This window comes from Mixta tenebrionis, assembly GCF_006517625.1.
In the GTDB taxonomy this organism is placed as follows: Bacteria; Pseudomonadota; Gammaproteobacteria; order Enterobacterales; family Enterobacteriaceae; genus Mixta; species Mixta tenebrionis.
This window is the reverse complement of record NZ_VHQI01000012.1, coordinates 71415-88549: the sequence shown is the minus strand read 5'-3', so window position 1 is coordinate 88549 and position 17135 is coordinate 71415. Positions and strand designations below refer to the sequence as shown.

The window sequence follows — 17135 nt, the reverse complement described above, 5'->3', positions numbered from 1 at the left end:
GTAATGAGTGAATCCTTATTTCGCCAGGAGGCTTTAGAGGCGAACAAAACCACGATGATCGGTACCGTGGCTTTATATTGTCCTCCTTACCGCTGGCTGGTTATTTCTCTGGTTGGGTTTATTACCGTAGTTATCGCCGCATTTTTTATTTTCGGCAGCTACACCAAACGTGAAACGGCGGTCGGGCAGCTGATGCCGGCGAAAGGCATTATGAATGTCGCCTCGATGACGGCGGGAACCGTAGTGGATATTTCGGTACAGGAAGGCCAGCTGGTGACCAAAGGTCAGCCTATGGCCACTGTCTCTTCAGAGGTGTTTACCGCCATCGGACAGACGCGTGAAAAAGTCGCGCAGCAGCTTGAGTTACAGCGCGATCGTCTGAAAGCCGATCTGGAAAACCAGGAAAAGCTTTTCATTGAAGAAACCAAAGGCTATGAGGAGCGCGAACAGCTGCTGAGCTCACAGCTGCAGCAGCTTGAAGTACAGCAGCAGCAGCGTACCCGCCAGGCTCGGCTCGCCCAGCTCCAGCTGGATAAGCTGATTCTGATGCGTAAAGAAGGCTACGCCTCAAACAGCCAGGTCGAGCAGCAGGAAGCGGCGGTTATTGATGCCGATGCGCGCCTGCAGGATATCGCGCGTCAGCGGCTCGACGTGCAGCAGCAGCTGGTGCAAACGCGACAGCAGTTACGTGAAATGCCAATGAATAAGCGTAACAAGGAAAATGAGATTGAACGTCGGCTTTCCGAGCTGGAACAGTCGTTAGCGGAAAATGAATCACGTCGCTCTATCGTGCTGCGCGCGCCGGCTGATGGCCTGGTAGGTTCGATTATGACTAAATCCGGTCAAATGGTAAGCGCAGGACAGACGCTGTTTTCCGTATTACCTGATGATGGCAAATTACAGGCGCGCATTATGGTCAGCAGCCGCGCCATCGGATTTATTCGTCCGGGACAAAAGGTGGTTTTACGCTATCAGGCTTTTCCCTTCCAGAAATTTGGCCAGCAGTATGGCAAGGTCAGCGAGGTATCACGCGTCGCGCTTTCACCGCAGGAAGTCGCCACGCTTACCGGCAATAACAATATTCAGGAACAGCATTATCGCGTAGTCGTTGAGCTGGATAAGCAAGATATCAATGTTTATGGGCGTACAGAAAAACTGCGTCCGGGCAGCGCGCTGGAAGCTGACTTCCTGATCGATAATCGCCGTCTTTATGAATGGGTACTGGAGCCGCTGTATGCGCTTGGCCGTCGCTCAGGCAATTAATTTACCCCAGCCATTAGCTAACAACAGGGAGTTGTGATTGTTATGAAGTTTTTAGAAGCACTTAATTTTGGCTGGCGCCGTAAATTACCGGTTATGCAGCAAACGCAGGCTACCGAGTGCGGTCTGACCTGCGTTGGCATGATAGCCAACTATTTTGGTCACGGTATCGATATGGTGACCTTACGTAAACGCTTTCCCACTTCGCTGAAAGGGGCCACGCTGGCGGATGTGATGCTGATTGCGCATCAGCTGGGCATGGCGGGCAGGGCGTTACGTCTGGAACTGGACGAACTGCATAAGTTACGTCGCCCCTGCATCCTGCACTGGGAAATGAACCACTTTGTCGTTTTGAAAAGCGTTTCGAAAGACAAAATAACCATTCACGATCCCGCCAGGGGCAAGCGCGACGTGCCGATGGACGAAGTTTCGCGCTGTTTTACCGGCGTTGCGCTGGAACTGCTGCCGACTGCCACCTTTACCCAGGTGCAGGAAAAACAAACCATCTCGATGCTGAAGCTGATCGGCAACGTAACCGGCATTCGCTCCGCATTTGCTCAGGTTATGATCCTGTCCATCGCGCTTGAACTGTTCGGCATATTAAGCCCGTTTTACATGCAGTGGGTTATGGACCAGGTGCTGGTTTCCGCGGATTACGATCTGCTTACCCTGTTAGGCAGCGGCTTTATTATTGTTACGCTGCTGAATATCTCCATATCGGCGTTGCGATCCTGGGTAACGACATGGTTTTCCAGTTTGCTGAGCGTGCAGTGGACGGCCAACGTCTGTTCGCATCTGCTTGGCCTGCCCATGTCCTACTTTGAATCGCGCCATGTGGGCGATGTGCTGTCGCGCTTTGGCTCTATCAGTACCATACAGAGCACCCTGACTGGACGCTTTATCAGTTCGATCCTTGATGGCGTGATGGCGATTGTAACGCTGGGCATGCTGTTCATTTATAACATCAAGCTTGCCTGGCTGGTACTGGCCTTGCTGGCCGCCTATGTGGTGATTCGTTGGATATCGTTCCGTCCTTTCCGTCAGGCGAATGAAGATCAGATTACCGCCTCGGCGCGCGCGCAGTCGCAGCTGTTAGAGTCAATCCGCGGCGTGCAGGCGGTAAAACTAAACAACAAACAGGAAATTCGCGTTGCGGCCTATGCTAACGCCGTGGTGGAAAGCACCAATAAAGGGGTGGCGATTCAGCGTTTATCCATTGCCTTTAGCTCTATTCAGGGCACGATTTCCGGGGTTGGGCGTATTGTCCTTATCTGGATGGCGGCGCTGCAGGTATTAGAAGGCAACTTTACCAGCGGTATGCTGGTTGCCTTTATCAGCTTCTCCGATCAGTTTATTAGCCGTGCTTCTGGGCTGGTTGATGCGGTAATTGATTTCACCATGCTGCGTCTGCATGGGGAACGTCTGGCCGATATCGTTTTAACCGATCGCGAAGCGGATATGGAAACGCTGCTGCCGTCCATGCCTGACAGAGAGAATAAGGCGCCTTCGGTAACCATTAAAGATCTCTGCTTCCGCTATGCGGAAACCGAACCTTACGTTATTAACCACTGCAATATCGCTATCGCCGCCGGTGAATCGGTAGCTATTATCGGCCCTTCAGGCCAGGGTAAAACTACGCTGGCCAAGCTGATGATGGGGTTACTGAAAGCAGAATCGGGCGTGATTGAAATCGACGGCATCGATATTAAAAAGCTGGGAATGCGCAACTACCGCGACCGTATTGGCTGCGTTATGCAGGATGATATTCTGTTTGCTGGTTCGATATCCGATAACATCTCCTTTTTCGATGCTGAACCCAGTATGGAAAGGATCGAATATGCGGCAAAAATAGCGCAAATCCATGATGACATTACCGCGATGCCGATGGGCTACCACAGCCTGGTAGGGGATATGGGCTCTTCCCTGTCGGGAGGGCAGATACAGCGAGTGCTGCTGGCGAGGGCGCTATACCGTAAGCCTGACTTACTGATTCTTGACGAGGCCTCCAGTCATCTTGACGTCGAGCGTGAACGAAGCATTAACGAAGCGATAGGCAAAATGCCGGTAACGCGTATTATCATCGCGCACCGCCCGGAGACGATACGCAGCGCTGACAGGATTATATTACTGAATCAGGGGCAGGCAATTGAGGTGTCGCATGAACAGCTGGAGGCGATGCTGGCGTCAACAACTCTTAATTAATTGCGCAGTCACCCTTTACCTTTATTATTAAATTTTTGATATGCCGCAAACGCCGTCCTTTATCAGGGCGGCTTTTTTTTTGATATAAATAAACTTACGTCAATATTGAATAATTACTATTTTTAATAAAAACATGCTTATGGTCAATATTGGAATAATTACTATTGTACGAAATTTCAATGCTAATTAATATAAGCCCATCTGCTACGGAAGGTGGCTGATTAAAAAAGAACAGAAAATCAAAAAATAAAAAATTAAGGAAAATATCATGCGTGAACTAACTGTATTCGAAATGCAAAACGTAGCTGGTAGCGGTTTCTTTGACACCATCGGTGGCATGTTCCTCGGCGGTGCTGCGGGTTGCCTTTCTACCGCAATGAAATGGGCTACTATCGGCGGCCAGGCTGGCGGCATCTTAGGTCTGAGCATTCTGACTTCAGCCGTTTACGGCGTTGCCGGCCTTGTCTTCGGCGCAACTTTCGGTGCGATTGATGGCATGGTAAACGGATATGACTACGCGCTGGAAAGGTTCAATAATGTTATGGACCAGCTGTACGATATGGGTACTCCGCTGCCGGCTTAATTAGTAAACTTATAAAATAATAAAAATGAGGTGGGTGAAATCCGCTTTGCCCGCCCTTCAGGTTAATAATAACCCTAAAGCAGGATAAGACTATGCGCACTATTAATACTTTGGAAATCGAACAGGTTTCAGGTGCCGGATTTAGTATCTCTACTTCCGATATCCTTAATTTTTTCCGCCCGCAAAAGCCGGCAACCGACTGGGAAAGTAACTTTACTACCAATGCGGAATCTACCGGTTTTGGTAAAGGCGATCTCTTCGGTAAAATTTTCGTTGGTCTGTTCGCCGTTGCGGCAGTAACGGTAGCGGTAGCCGGCGCAATTGGCTCTGCTGGCGCCCTGGCCGTAGGCGGTGCGGTTTTCGCTGCTGCAAAATAATTATTTTAAAAGGATTATCGCCTGGTAAATATTACCTGTTCTCTGATGCTTTATCAGGCGATAAAAGGTGAGCCGCCAAATAAAACTTAAGCAGGCTGCTCACTTTAATTAAAATGTCATATAAAAAATGGAGTTTAAAATGAAAAAAACCTTATTAGGGACAATCGTAGCTGTAGCTTTCTCTTCTGCAGTTCTGCCGGCCAGCGCATCAAATGGTACTATTACCATCAATGGTAAAATCGAAAGCAATACCTGTGTTGCTAAGGTTAATGGTACTAATAAAGATGCCACTGTTACTCTGAACCCGCTGAACGCTTCTTCTCTGGCTACTGCTGGCGCCACCGCTGGTTATGCGTCCTTTACTATCGCTCTGACGGATTGCGGTACTGCAACTAACAAAGTAAACGCCTTCTTTGAGCCGGGCAGCACGGTAGATATGGACACCGGCTATCTGAATAACGTTGCTGCTACCACTCCCGCTCAAAACGTACAGATTCAGCTGTTAAATAAAAATGGTGGCGTAATCCAGGTTGGCGATGCCGAATCAGCACGTGTTGTACAGGAAACTATCGCCAATGGTACGGCAACCATGAAATATGGCGTTCGTTACTTTGCGAAGGGTGCCGTTACCGGTGGTAATGTTTCTACCAACGTAACCTATTCTATCGAATATAATTAATTTTGCTTTATATGCAGGGGGGCAGCCCCCTGCATTTTTCTACTTTATGTTCACATCAGGGATAACTTCAGTATGAAAACAAAAAAATTACTCTTAATTTTTACCACCCTGCTGTTAAATGCTAACGCGGCTTTTTCCGGCGTAATCATTAACAGTACCAGGGTGATTTATCCTGAAGGGAAAAATGAGATTAACGTCCGTATTGAAAGTAAAAACGACTATCCCACCCTGGTACAATCCTGGATTGATAGCGGAAAGAAAGAGGAAAATGTAAATAAAATAAAAGTGCCCTTTGTTCTGCTGCCGCCCGTTGCGCGGATAGAACCTTTTCAGGGGCAAACCCTGCGCATTAACTATACAGGTGAAGATGCTACCTTACCTGCCGATCGGGAGTCGGTTTTTTGGCTGAACGTGCTGGAAATTCCACCCAAGGCGTCTGAAGCAAAAGGCAATGCCTTGCAGATGGCGATTCGCTCACGTATCAAACTTTTTTACCGCCCGCTGGCCATTCAGCCTTTATCCGCTAGCGAAGCCGCTGAAAAACTGAGCTGGCGTTTGGTTAAAGAGAACGGCAAAACCCTGGTTGAAGCAGAAAATAGCACGCCGTTTCATATATCAATAACGACCATTACGGCCAGCGCTAACGGAAAATCGGTAAATGAAAATGGCCGTATGATTGCGCCCTTTAGTAAAGAAGCATTCACTTTTTCCGGCGCTAAGCTGCTGCCGAATAAAATAAGCTACACCTATATCAACGATTTTGGCGCAGTACAAACCCTTGAAAAGGGGCTTTGAAACGGATTATTTTTTATAAAAGGGAATTTTCATGTCGCTATTACAGATTATAAAAACAGGCATGAAATTAAAAAATAGCGCGCCGTTATTATGGTGCGTTATTGTTGCGCTTTATGGCCTGCCGTTGAACACCGCCGCACAGGACGTCGATTTTGACCCGGCATTTCTTAACTCCGCGGCGGGCGGCTATATTGATGTGTCAAAGTTCAGCGGCGAATATAGCGTGCCGCCAGGGGTATACGACGCGGACATCTATCTGAACGATAGTTTTTTAAGCAGGGAAACGGTTCATATTAAAGATAAAGACAATAAATCCGTTATCTGCTTCTCTCAGACGTTGATTAATCTGACCGGGTTTAAGGTAGCGCTGCTTTCAGCTGAGCATCAGGAGCTGCTGCGCCAGGGCAAAGAGTGTATCGCGTTAGAAACGCTGGATGCTTCCTCCAGTGCAAAATTCTTATTCTCTGATATGAGGCTTAACATTCATATCCCCCAGGCGCATCTGCATAATCTTGCCAGGGGCTATGTCGATCCGGCTTTATGGGAAGACGGGGCTAACGTTCTGTATGGCAGCTACGATAATAGCTATTTCAGGCAGGAAGCGGGAAAAGAAATTTCCGAGTCATTTTACAGTAAATTAAATGGCGGTATTAACCTTAACGGCTGGATCTTCCAGCACTCAGGTAACTGGGCGTGGAGCAATAGCAACACCAGGGGACAATACACCGTATACAGCAATAATCTGCAGCGTGATATCACTCCGCTCAGGGCGCGGTTAATGCTTGGCGATAACTCCAGCCCTGGCAACCTGTTTGATTCCTTTTCCTTTCGGGGCGTACAGCTGGCGACCGCTGAACAGATGCTGCCGGATTCCCAGCGCGGCTACGCGCCGGTGGTGCGCGGTATCGCCCAGACAAACGCGCGGGTTACCATTCGGCAAAATCAGTCGCTGATTTATGAAACTACCGTACCGCCAGGCGAATTTATGCTGAATGATATCTATCCGTCGGGCTATGGCGGCGATCTTCAGGTTAAGGTAACGGAGTCCGACGGGCGGGAAACTACCTTTTCCGTGCCCTACACGGCGATTTCCGAAATGCTGCGTCCCGGCAGCTATCGCTACAGCATGCTGCTGGGAGAGTTGCGCAATCAAAGCGCGAACTATTCGCCTGAAGTTTACCAGGCGACAATTCAGTATGGGATAAATAACTGGCTGACGGGCTACAGCGGGCTGACGGGCACTAAAAACTATTATGCCGGGCTGATTGGCGGCGCGGTAAGCACCCCGGCAGGCGCTTTCGCGCTGGATGTTACCGGCGCCAGATTTGAGGCCGGCGACAGCAGCCAGAGCGGCCTGAGTATACGCGCCGGCTATACCAAATTAATTACCGCTACGAACAGCTCTGTTTCGCTGTCCGCCTACCGTTTTTCCTCTTCCGGTTATTTATCCCTGGCTAACGCCGTCAGCCTTGCTGAAATATACCGCCGGGATGAAGACGCTAAGGTGCAGTTAAGCGGCCAGCCGCAGCAGCGTATCTCTTTAACGCTGAACCAGCCTTTGGGTAATGACAACGGCAACTTTTACGCCAACGGATATATAGAGCGTTATTGGGACAAAACGGGCAGCGATGTACAGTACCAGCTGGGTTATAATAATAGTTTTCACTCCCTGAGCTACGGCATCAGTATCAACCGGGCAAAAACCAGCACCAGTACGGAAACGCAATACATGCTTTCTTTATCCATGCCGCTGGGAACGGAAAGGCATGCGCCGCACGTAAATAGCTATTCCACAAAGGATGCGGACGGCATCTCCAGCCAGCTTGGCGTAAGCGGCAACCTGGGAACAAACGATCGGTTTGGCTATAGCCTGGGGTTTTCGCGCGGAAATATGGGCGATAACACGCAAAACCTGTCTGCTTCTTACCGTTTGAAACAGGCGCAGCTAAGTGCGGGCTATACGCATGGCCAGGGTTTCCAGTCCTATAACGCGGGTATGAGCGGCAGCGTGGTAGTGCTACCCAATACCTGGTTAACCAGCGCCTATACCGGAGATACCATGGGGATTGTTGAAGCGAAAGGGGCTGGCGGCGCATCGATTGCAGGCTATAGCGACATTGTGATTAATAAGGACGGCTATGCGCTGGTTCCTTATCTGGCGCCCTATCGTATTAATAAAATTGGTATTGATCCCGAAGGGATGCCGTTAGACGTTGAGCTGGAAACTACCGTTAAACAGACGGTGCCGCGCGCCGGCGCGATAGTCAAAATTAATTATCCAACTAAACAGGGACGGGTGGTATTAATCCATGCGCAGCTTCCGGATGGCGAGGAGTTGCCCTTCGGCGCCAGCGTGCATACCGATGAAGGTCAGGAGGTAGGCGTGGTGGCTCAGGGCGGACAAATCTATGTGCGCTTAGAGGAAAAAAACAGCCATTTACAGGTGCGCTGGGGGGCGGAAAGTCAAAACGTTTGCGCATTTGATGTCACGCTACCGGAAAATAACAACACAAGACAAACGCATTTTCAGCGGTTAGACACGGTCTGCCACTGACCGTTCAGACAGCGATTATGGAAAGATCGGCTCAATAAAACTGAGGAATCAGGGAGAATATAATGCTACCAAAAATAAAAAAATCCGGCTTTAAGACTGGGGGGCTACTGTTGCTGTTTGCCGCCCCTTTTATCTGCAACAAAAGCTTTGCGGCTACCGTTGAGTGTGAAAATGTTTCTAATTCCGTCGCCGCTATTAATGTTTTCGATTTTAACAGCCTGCCGGCTCAGATACCTAAGTCTGTGCCGGTAGGCACCACGATTTATGAAACCACCATTCACCTGGATGCGCGCTGTGCAAAAAGCCTGTCGGGGCTGGCCAGCGGGCCGCAAAAAATCTATGTCAGCAGAAACGCTATTAAAAATCCGTTAGGAAGCAAAAGCGGCCTGACGTTTTACGTTACCATCAAAGGTGAACGCGGGACGGAGCGAAAAAGCTATGATACCGGTCTGGTAACGGAAGCGTTTGTCGTCAGCGGCCTGGGTAATAAGGATGATTACACCAAAGTAAATATTCCCATATATGTAGAACTGGTTAAGACGGGAGAAAACGTCTCTATTTCTCCGTTAAGTAATGAAGTCTGGTTATTTTCCCTTGGCGATAGCGGGACGGGGAATCTTCGCTTTCGCGCTCAAAACGTGAAAAAACTCGCCTTTACTGACTACACCTGCAACGTTACTACGCCCAGCATTCAGCAGACTTTGCCATTAGTTAACGTGGCCGATCTAAAAAATGTGGGCCCCGTACCCGGCTATTCTACCGATTTTAACGTCTCGCTTAACTGTAATGGTAATCTATGGAGCACCTTAGCTATTAATATGGCGTTTAGCGGCCAGACGGTTACCGGGTTAGAGCAGCAAGGGGTTTATCAATTTTTAGGGCCGACAGGTACGGCGGCAGAGGGAATTGGTTTTCAGATTTTTCATAAAGACAGTTCCGGTGGTTATGTTTCTCCGGCAAAAAATGAGTGGTTTGAAATTGGTAATTTTGCTAATAATATTATCGGGCAGGGTGATATAATTACGGTGCCATTAAGAGCTGCTTATTACAGGACTAATGGTAATCTGAATCCGGGAATGTACTCCGGCACTGTTACTTATACCATTGACTATAAATAATAACGCTTATGCGCGCTTAACGGCGCATAGCGTTTATGCTGCCTGAATAACCTCTGCCTGGCCTACAGGTTGTAACAATCTGCTTATGTTTTAATGGAACGATATCAATACGAAGGATTGTTTATGAATAGCAAGAAATATCTGGGTTTTTTGCCGATTACCGGGTTAGGGGTGGGTAAAACCTGCTTGCTCATATCTCTGTTACCCTTTTCGGTAAATGGCGCATCGTCCTGGAGAGAAGAGAGCGGCGGCACCACGCAAGTTACCTCCGGCTATACCAGTACCGATGATAAAGACTATCCGCTTTATGTTTCCGGTGCAGGAAGCGAGCTGATTGCCAACGGCAATTATGAATTCAATGCCAACAGCGCTACCTCGGGCGCGGCGGAGATTTTGAACAACGGCAAGCTGACGGTTGATGGCGTAACGTTAAAAAATGACGGCTCTGCCAGTCCTGGCGTTACTGGTATTGCCGTGGTTAATATCGAATCAGGCCAGCTGGATATGAAAAACAGCTCGGTGATAACGAATGCCCAGACCGCTTATGGGATTAAGAGCAGCGGTGATTCGATTATCGATATTACAGACAGCGAGATCACCATGGGCAACGTTGCGTCAAACGCCATTGACCTGTCTGGTAATACAAAACTAACGGCCGATAATCTGACGATTAATGCTAATAGCGCTACGTCCCGTGGCCTGCTTATCAACGATGCCGGCGTATCGGTAGATTTGAAAAACAGCACCATAAACTTCAACGACCCTACAAATAACTATGTTGCAGCTATCGAGCAAAATGCGGGATCGCTGGTGGCGGATAATCTGACGATTAAAAACAAAGGCGTAGTAAGCGGTATTGTTATCGATGGCGGAAATAGTCATCAAGTTAGCCAATCCCGTATTAGTAACAGTAATATTAGCGTCGATGGCGGAAATGCACTTACCGTTAGTAATGCGTCAGTCACGCTGAATAATGTTAATGCGTCCACTGCTCAGGATAATAGCAACGTACTGGATCTTTATGCAGACGGGCACGCTGATATTAACGGCGGCAGCTATAGTTCTACAGGAAATAACGCCAATATTATCTGGCTGGCCAGCGCTGACAGCAGCTTAACGATTAAAAATGCCACGCTGTCATCTTCCGGTAATAGCTCTCATGCTCTGAACGCAGATTCTGCCGGCGCCGATGCCACCTCGGTAAAAATAATTACTAAAGGTGAAAAGAGCTATGGCTTTTATACCACTAAAGCCTCCAGCGGCACCGATCTGACCATTGAAACCACCGGTAAAACGGGCGTAGGCGTCTTTAGTGCCGGTGGCGGCTATTTAACGCTGAAAGACAGCACTATTACCACGCGCGGTGAAAATGCTTACGGCGCGGCGGTCAATCCCTCTTCCGTTTTAAAAGTAGAGAACAGCGAGGTGACGACCTATGGTGACAGCGCGGCAGCCATCTACAGTACGGTAGGAAAACTGGTGGCTAAGGACAGCGTCTTTACCAGCGCCGGCAATGCCGTAGGCATGTGGGCGCGGGGTTACAGTGAGCAGATGCAAAGTAATATTAGCTTTGATCACGTTACGCTTAGCAGCGCCAGCCTGGAAGCGATTAAGGTATCCGGCAGCAAACTGGTAATGTCCGCGACCAACGGCTCGCTGCTGGAAGGTAAAGGCGGCAAATTATTAAACGTGCTTACTAATCCCAACGACGCTACGCAAATATCAGACGCTACGCTGGAAGCGCGCGGTAATACCACTCTGAAAGGGGATATCTATGTCGATGCCGACAGCAAAGCTTCCATTAAGCTTTATGAAAACTCACTGTTGACCGGCGCCGTAGAAAATGCCGATATCAACGTCGATGGCAGCAGCCAGTGGCAGATGACCGGCAACTCCACGGTGCAGAACCTGATCAATGCGGGCACCGTGGCGTTTAACAGCGGCGTGGTTGCCGATGTACTGACCGTTAAGGGAAATTATCAGGGCAATAACGGCACGCTGATATTTAACAGCGCTCTGAACGGCGACGACTCTGCAACCAATAAGCTGATTGTGGCAGGCGATACGTCCGGTACTACCAACGTGGTGGTAAACAACGCGGGCGGCACCGGCGCACAAACGGTTGACGGGGTTGAGCTGATCCATGTCGACGGCGCATCTGACGGTGAGTTTGTACAACAGGGCCGTATTGTTGCCGGCGCCTATGAGTATCAGCTGGGACGCGGCGCAGGCGATAACGCCGGTAACTGGTATCTGACGAACTGGCTTACAGAAGAAGATACGCCGGAGGAGCAGCCGGGCGATAACGGTAACGGAAATAATCCCGGCAAGCCGGCTAAACCGACGCGCGCCGTGGTACGTCCTGAAGCCGGCGGCTATATTGCGAACAGCGCCGCGGCCGCCACGTTATTCAACCTCAGCCTGCACGATCGCCTCGGCAACCGTAGCCTGTCTGACGTGAACGACGAAGCGCGCTCCAGCCTGTGGCTGCGTCAGGTTGCCGGTCATAACCGCGCCTATATGGGTAATTCGCTGGATGCGAAAAGCAACCGCTATGTTGTGCAGCTGGGCGGCGATCTGCTGCAGGCTGACGTAGGCGAAGGTCGTCTGCATATCGGGCCGATGCTGGGCTACGGTCGTCAGTCAACCAACGTTCACTCAACCCTGACTAACCACAAAACCGACAGCTCTATCTCAGGCTATAGCGTCGGCGCCTATGCCAGCTGGTTTGCTAACCAGGCCAGCGACAGCGGCTTCTGGCTGGATAGCTGGCTGCAATATAACTGGTTTGACAGCAGCGTGGCAGGCGAAGGTCTGTGGACAGAGAAATACCGCACGCAGGGCGTCAGCGCCTCGCTGGAAGGCGGCTACGCCTGGAAAGCGCTGGAACGTCAGGGCAAAAACCAACGCACCTATGGCTTCTATCTTCAGCCGCATGCGCAGCTCATCTTTAACGGTCTGAAAACCGTCAGGATGGTTGAGCAAAACGGTACGCAGGTAGTTACCAATAAAAACCGCAACTGGTTATCCCGTGTTGGCGTACGTGGCTGGATCGAAGAGTCAAAACTGCCGGGCGAAAGCAACCTGAAGCCGTATGTAGAAGTAAACTGGCTGTATAACAGCGACCCTTACGAGGTCAACCTCAACAGCGTCAATGTACAGCAGGACAGCGGCAGCAGCCGCGCTGAGCTGAAAACCGGTATTGAAGGGAAAGTAAGCGATAACTTCCATCTCAACGGCAGCGTCGCGCTGCAGAAAGGGCGCGATCACTATCAGGATGCCAGCGTGATGTTAGGCGCGAAGTACACCTTCTGATAAATTCACCTACAGAAAAGGCGCCGCTTCGGCGCCTTTATTTTTTCCCATGCTTCGTTTTCCGTTCGGCGTGACGAAACTTATTTACCGATACAGAAGCTGGAAAAGATCCGTCCCAGCAGATCGTCAGAGGTAAATTCCCCGGTAATTTCACTTAGCGCCTGCTGCGCCAGCCGCAGCTCTTCGGCTAACAGTTCACCCGCCCATGCGCCGAGCAGCTGTGCTTTACCCTGCTGTAAGTGAGTATCCGCTAACTCAAGAGCCTGCAAGTGTCGCCGACGCGCCAGAAAACCTCCTTCCATATGGTCATTAAAGCCCATACTCTGTTTCAGATGATCGCGCAACAGATCTACGCCCTCGCCGGTACGCGCCGACAGACGAATAAGTGAGTAACCATTTACTTCCGTCAGGCCGGACGATTCGCCGGTGACGTCCGCCTTATTGCGCACCACGGTAATCGGCAGCGAAGCTGGCAGGCGGCTGATAAAATCGGGCCAGATAGCGGCCGGCTCGGTATCCGCGGTAGTGGTGCCGTCAACCATAAACAGCACCCGATCCGCCTGTTCAATCTCCTGCCAGGCGCGCTCGATGCCGATACGCTCCACCTCATCGCTGGCCTCGCGCAGGCCTGCGGTATCAATAATATGCAGCGGCATCCCGTCGATATGGATATGCTCGCGCAGTACGTCGCGCGTGGTGCCGGCAATATCCGTAACGATCGCGGCCTCACGCCCGGCCAGCGCGTTAAGCAGGCTCGATTTTCCGGCGTTGGGACGACCGGCAATCACCACCTTCATCCCTTCGCGCAGCAGGCTGCCCTGGCGCGCCTCGGCGCGCACGGCGTTCAGATCGTTGATGACCTCATTTAACCGGGCTTCAATTTTGCCATCGGAAAGGAAGTCGATCTCCTCATCCGGAAAGTCGATTGCCGCTTCCACATAGATGCGCAAGTTAGTAAGTGCTTCCACAAGATGATTGACGCGCATGGAAAACGCGCCCTGCAATGAATTTAACGCCGAACGCGCCGTCTGCTCTGAGCTGGCGTCGATCAGGTCGGCAATCGCCTCGGCCTGGGCTAAATCCAGCTTATCGTTAAGAAAGGCGCGTTCGGAAAACTCGCCGGGCCTGGCGATGCGCACGCCGGGCAGCGCGGCGATGCGCTTCAGCAGCAGATCGAGAATCACCGGGCCGCCGTGCCCCTGCAGCTCCAGCACATCCTCGCCGGTAAAAGAGTGCGGCCCAGGAAACCACAGCGCAATGCCCTGATCGAGGGTAGTGCCGTCAGCCGCCTTAAACGGCAGATAGTCGGCATAGCGCGGTTTCGGCAGTTTACCCAACAGCTGCCGGGCGACATCCGCCGCCTGGCTGCCGGAAATACGCAGAATACCCACGCCGCCGCGTCCCGGCGGTGTGGCCTGGGCGACAATCGTATCGCTGTGGCTCATGGAAACTCTCTCAACAGGCTGGTAAAAAAGAAGGGCAGCCGGCAGCCTCAGATGAAAGGCGCCTGCGCCTTGACTATGTTTGCTGGTTGTCGATCCGCTACATCAATTATGATGTCCGGACGGCCACAAATAAACAGGGGCGGTAAAATCCGCCCCTGTTGGGTTCTGCCCGAAACTGTTTCAGCTCAGGCCGTTACGCTTTCTTCTTGTCGCGGCTGTGCAGGCCGCGTTTTTCCAGCCCGCGATAGATCAGCTGCTGCTGGAGGATGGTCACCAGGTTGCTGACGATGTAATACAGCACCAGACCTGACGGGAACCACAGGAAGAATACGGTGAAGATTACCGGCATAAAGGTCATGATCTTCTGCTGCATCGGATCGGTCACGGTGGTCGGCGACATCTTCTGAATGAAGAACATCGTTACGCCCATCAGGATCGGCAGGATGTAGTAGGGGTCCTGCGCAGAGAGGTCGTGGATCCACAGCGCAAACGGCGCATGACGCAGTTCTACCGAGCCCATCAGCATGTAGTAGAGCGCCAGGAAGATCGGCATCTGAATCACCAGAGGCAGACAGCCGCCCAGCGGATTCACCTTCTCTGATTTATACAGCGCCATCATTTCCTGGCTCATACGCTGTTTATCGTCACCCAGGCGCTCGCGCATCTCCTGGATTTTCGGCTGCAGCATACGCATCTTCGCCATGGAGGTGTACTGCGCCTTGGTCAACGGGTACATGATGCCACGAACGATAAAGGTAATAACGATAATAGAGAAGCCCCAGTTGCCGATAAAGCTGTGCAGGAACTTCAGCAGTTTAAACAGCGGCTGAGAGATAAACCACAGCCAGCCGTAGTCAACGGTCAGGTCGAGATGCGGCGCTACGGCCGCCATTTTGTCCTGAATTTCCGGGCCTACCCACAGCGTGGCGGCCAGCGTCTGCTGCGCTCCTGCAGCGACGGCTACCGGCGCGGACTTATAGCCAACAGCGGCGATGCCGTTGCCCAGGTTGCTGGTATAAAGCGTGTTATTGCCGGCGGTGCGCGGCACCCATGCGGTAGCAAAATATTGCTGCAGCATGGCCACCCAGCCGTTAGCGGTGGTGGCGCTCAGGTTTTCGTTATCAGCGATGTTATCAAACTTATATTTCTGATATTTATCATCGCTGGTGGAGTAGGCCGCGCCGCGGAAAGTATGCAGAGCAAAGTTATTGCTGCCGGTATCGCGGTGCTTCGGCAGATCGATAGTCTGCTTCAGCTGGCCGAACATAGCGACTTCCAGCGGCTGCTGGGTAGCGTTATTGATCTGATATTCGACGTCGATGGCATATTCGCCGCGCTTCAGCACAAAGGTCTTGGTATAGACGGCGCCGTTTTCTGCGGTGAAGGTCATCGGAATACGCAATTCATTCTGGCCGTCGGCCAGCTCAAAGCTATCCTGCGTCGTGGTATACAGCGGGCGGGCGCCGTTATTCGGGTTATCCGGTCCGTTCCTGCCGGTCAGGCCGCTCTGCGCCTGATATAAAAAGGCGGGAGAGGTTTCCAGCAGCTGGAAAGGCTGAGAGGAACCCAGCTTATCCGGGAAAGTCAGCAGCTGCGCCTGTTCTACATCGCCACCGCGGGTATTGATGTTCAAAGACAGGACATCGGTCTTAACGGCGATCGTTTTGCCCTGACCGCTGGCGGGCACGCCCTGATTAGCGGCATCACCGGCAGCTGTCGTGTTTTGCGTGGTCTGAGTTTGCTGCGGCTGCGGAGCGTGGTCCGTCTGCCAGGCTTGCCAGATCATGAAAGACACGAACAGAAAAGCGATGAGAAAAAGATTGCGTTGCGAATCCATCGTTAATGTTCTCTGTTATCGTCGGTTTTTGGCGGCACCGGATCGTCGCCACCCGGGTTTAAAGGGTGGCATTTTAATACGCGTTTCAGCGTCAACCAACTGCCTTTTATCATCCCGAACCTGCGCAGGGCGACAACGCCATAATGCGAACAGGTCGGGTTAAAACGGCAGTGGGGTCCCAGAAGCGGGCTAATGACGCGTTGGTAAACGCGGATCAGCGCAATCAGGAGCCGCGCGCCAGGCGACAGTGACGACGCCATAATTTCTCCAACGCTTCCAGTAGCGCACGGTTATCGAGGTCGGCTACCCCTTTCTTGGCCACGACCACAAAATCCATTGCGGGGAGTTCGTGCTGGCGCAGGCGAAAGCTTTCGCGGGTCAATCGCTTGATCCGGTTACGCTCGTGCGCACGCTTAACGTTTTTTTTCGCGACGGTAAGACCGATACGGGGATGCCCCAGCGAATTAAGGCGGCCGAGAATAGTAATTTGCGGCGTGCCAGCCCGTTGTGGCTGCTGGAAGACGAAAGTGAAATGAGTGGGAGTTAGCAAACGTAACTCCCTGGGAAATGCGAGCTTAACCACTTATGGGTTAGCTTTTATTACTTAGAAACGGTCAGACGAGCGCGGCCTTTAGCACGACGACGTGCCAGAACCTGACGACCATTTTTAGTAGCCATACGAGCACGGAAGCCGTGAGAACGGTTGCGCTTCAGTACGGACGGTTGAAAAGTGCGTTTCATGGCGATTTCTACCTAAACTTGAAAAATTTCACGTGGTGACGCGTACCCGGTTCCGTAAAACGACCGACGCCTCAGTGTATCTTTAATAAAGAGGCGGGATTGTAATAATTGTACAGTCCGGAGTCAATTTACTTCGCTTGCTGCGCGCGCCTGGCTGCCCGAATCGACCTGCAATTCCTGTCGAAATCGACAAGGCGCATCACGCCGGGACGGGAATTATACGGCGTCC

General features: G+C 51.4%; 14 protein-coding genes. 9 read left to right on the top strand and 5 right to left on the bottom strand.

What is annotated here, in order from left to right; translation table 11 throughout:
* The first annotated feature begins 3 nt into the window (after positions 1–3).
* The 9 genes from FKM52_RS17530 to FKM52_RS17490 all read left to right on the top strand — a co-directional run bounded on the left by FKM52_RS17530 (position 4) and on the right by FKM52_RS17490 (position 12883).
* Positions 4–1263, top strand: a complete 1260-nt coding sequence (locus FKM52_RS17530) for an HlyD family secretion protein (protein WP_141177445.1) — start codon at positions 4–6, stop codon at positions 1261–1263.
* 42 nt (positions 1264–1305) lie between these two features.
* Entirely contained in the window at positions 1306–3462 is a 2157-nt protein-coding gene (locus FKM52_RS17525; RefSeq protein WP_141177444.1) for a peptidase domain-containing ABC transporter, read from the top strand.
* A 268-nt stretch (positions 3463–3730) separates the two neighbouring features.
* Positions 3731–4045, top strand: coding sequence for a hypothetical protein (locus tag FKM52_RS17520; RefSeq protein WP_141177443.1), 315 nt, complete (start codon positions 3731–3733; stop codon positions 4043–4045).
* Between the two features lie 92 nt (positions 4046–4137).
* On the top strand, positions 4138–4422 hold the full coding sequence (locus tag FKM52_RS17515; protein WP_141177442.1) for a hypothetical protein: 285 nt from the start codon (positions 4138–4140) through the stop codon (positions 4420–4422).
* A 139-nt stretch (positions 4423–4561) separates the two neighbouring features.
* Positions 4562–5101: a fimbrial protein gene (locus FKM52_RS17510; protein WP_141177441.1), complete on the top strand. Its 540-nt coding sequence runs from the start codon at positions 4562–4564 to the stop codon at positions 5099–5101.
* A 72-nt stretch (positions 5102–5173) separates the two neighbouring features.
* A complete protein-coding gene (locus FKM52_RS17505) occupies positions 5174–5896 on the top strand; it encodes a fimbrial biogenesis chaperone (protein ID WP_141177440.1) in 723 nt (240 codons plus the stop codon).
* Between the two features lie 61 nt (positions 5897–5957).
* Complete coding sequence (locus tag FKM52_RS17500; RefSeq protein WP_181407956.1) at positions 5958–8450, top strand: fimbria/pilus outer membrane usher protein; 2493 nt, start codon at positions 5958–5960, stop codon at positions 8448–8450.
* Between the two features lie 62 nt (positions 8451–8512).
* On the top strand, positions 8513–9568 hold the full coding sequence (locus FKM52_RS17495; protein ID WP_141177438.1) for a fimbrial protein: 1056 nt from the start codon (positions 8513–8515) through the stop codon (positions 9566–9568).
* Between the two features lie 123 nt (positions 9569–9691).
* Positions 9692–12883, top strand: coding sequence for an autotransporter outer membrane beta-barrel domain-containing protein (locus tag FKM52_RS17490; protein ID WP_181407955.1), 3192 nt, complete (start codon positions 9692–9694; stop codon positions 12881–12883).
* An 80-nt stretch (positions 12884–12963) separates the two neighbouring features.
* Here FKM52_RS17490 and mnmE read toward each other — a convergent pair whose 3' ends face one another.
* The 5 genes from mnmE to rpmH all read right to left on the bottom strand — a co-directional run bounded on the left by mnmE (position 12964) and on the right by rpmH (position 16906).
* Positions 12964–14328 carry a tRNA uridine-5-carboxymethylaminomethyl(34) synthesis GTPase MnmE gene (mnmE, locus tag FKM52_RS17485; RefSeq protein ID WP_141177436.1) on the bottom strand — a complete coding sequence of 455 codons (1365 nt, stop codon included), beginning with the start codon at positions 14326–14328 and terminating at the stop codon, positions 12964–12966.
* A gap of 193 nt (positions 14329–14521) precedes the next feature.
* Positions 14522–16165, bottom strand: a complete 1644-nt coding sequence (gene yidC, locus FKM52_RS17480; RefSeq protein WP_141177435.1) for a membrane protein insertase YidC — start codon at positions 16163–16165, stop codon at positions 14522–14524.
* 2 nt (positions 16166–16167) lie between these two features.
* Positions 16168–16425: a membrane protein insertion efficiency factor YidD gene (yidD, locus tag FKM52_RS17475; protein WP_141177434.1), complete on the bottom strand. Its 258-nt coding sequence runs from the start codon at positions 16423–16425 to the stop codon at positions 16168–16170.
* Complete coding sequence (rnpA, locus tag FKM52_RS17470) at positions 16389–16748, bottom strand: ribonuclease P protein component (protein WP_141177433.1); 360 nt, start codon at positions 16746–16748, stop codon at positions 16389–16391. The genes yidD and rnpA overlap by 37 nt, the downstream gene beginning before the upstream one ends.
* A 17-nt stretch (positions 16749–16765) precedes the next feature.
* Positions 16766–16906, bottom strand: coding sequence for a 50S ribosomal protein L34 (gene rpmH / locus FKM52_RS17465; RefSeq protein ID WP_000831330.1), 141 nt, complete (start codon positions 16904–16906; stop codon positions 16766–16768).
* Positions 16907–17135 lie beyond the last annotated feature (229 nt).

Bases quoted from the DNA above. Each gene is read 5' to 3' on its own strand.
- FKM52_RS17490 (WP_181407955.1), top strand. From the start codon at position 9,692: ATGAATAGCAAGAAATATCTGGGTTTTTTGCCGATTACCGGGTTAGGG.
- FKM52_RS17525 (WP_141177444.1), top strand. From the start codon at position 1,306: ATGAAGTTTTTAGAAGCACTTAATTTTGGCTGGCGCCGTAAATTACCG.
- FKM52_RS17530 (WP_141177445.1), top strand. From the start codon at position 4: ATGAGTGAATCCTTATTTCGCCAGGAGGCTTTAGAGGCGAACAAAACC.
- rpmH (WP_000831330.1), bottom strand. From the start codon at position 16,906: ATGAAACGCACTTTTCAACCGTCCGTACTGAAGCGCAACCGTTCTCAC.
- FKM52_RS17515 (WP_141177442.1), top strand. From the start codon at position 4,138: ATGCGCACTATTAATACTTTGGAAATCGAACAGGTTTCAGGTGCCGGA.
- FKM52_RS17495 (WP_141177438.1), top strand. From the start codon at position 8,513: ATGCTACCAAAAATAAAAAAATCCGGCTTTAAGACTGGGGGGCTACTG.
- yidD (WP_141177434.1), bottom strand. From the start codon at position 16,425: ATGGCGTCGTCACTGTCGCCTGGCGCGCGGCTCCTGATTGCGCTGATC.
- FKM52_RS17510 (WP_141177441.1), top strand. From the start codon at position 4,562: ATGAAAAAAACCTTATTAGGGACAATCGTAGCTGTAGCTTTCTCTTCT.
- mnmE (WP_141177436.1), bottom strand. From the start codon at position 14,328: ATGAGCCACAGCGATACGATTGTCGCCCAGGCCACACCGCCGGGACGC.
- FKM52_RS17500 (WP_181407956.1), top strand. From the start codon at position 5,958: ATGAAATTAAAAAATAGCGCGCCGTTATTATGGTGCGTTATTGTTGCG.
- yidC (WP_141177435.1), bottom strand. From the start codon at position 16,165: ATGGATTCGCAACGCAATCTTTTTCTCATCGCTTTTCTGTTCGTGTCT.
- FKM52_RS17520 (WP_141177443.1), top strand. From the start codon at position 3,731: ATGCGTGAACTAACTGTATTCGAAATGCAAAACGTAGCTGGTAGCGGT.
- FKM52_RS17505 (WP_141177440.1), top strand. From the start codon at position 5,174: ATGAAAACAAAAAAATTACTCTTAATTTTTACCACCCTGCTGTTAAAT.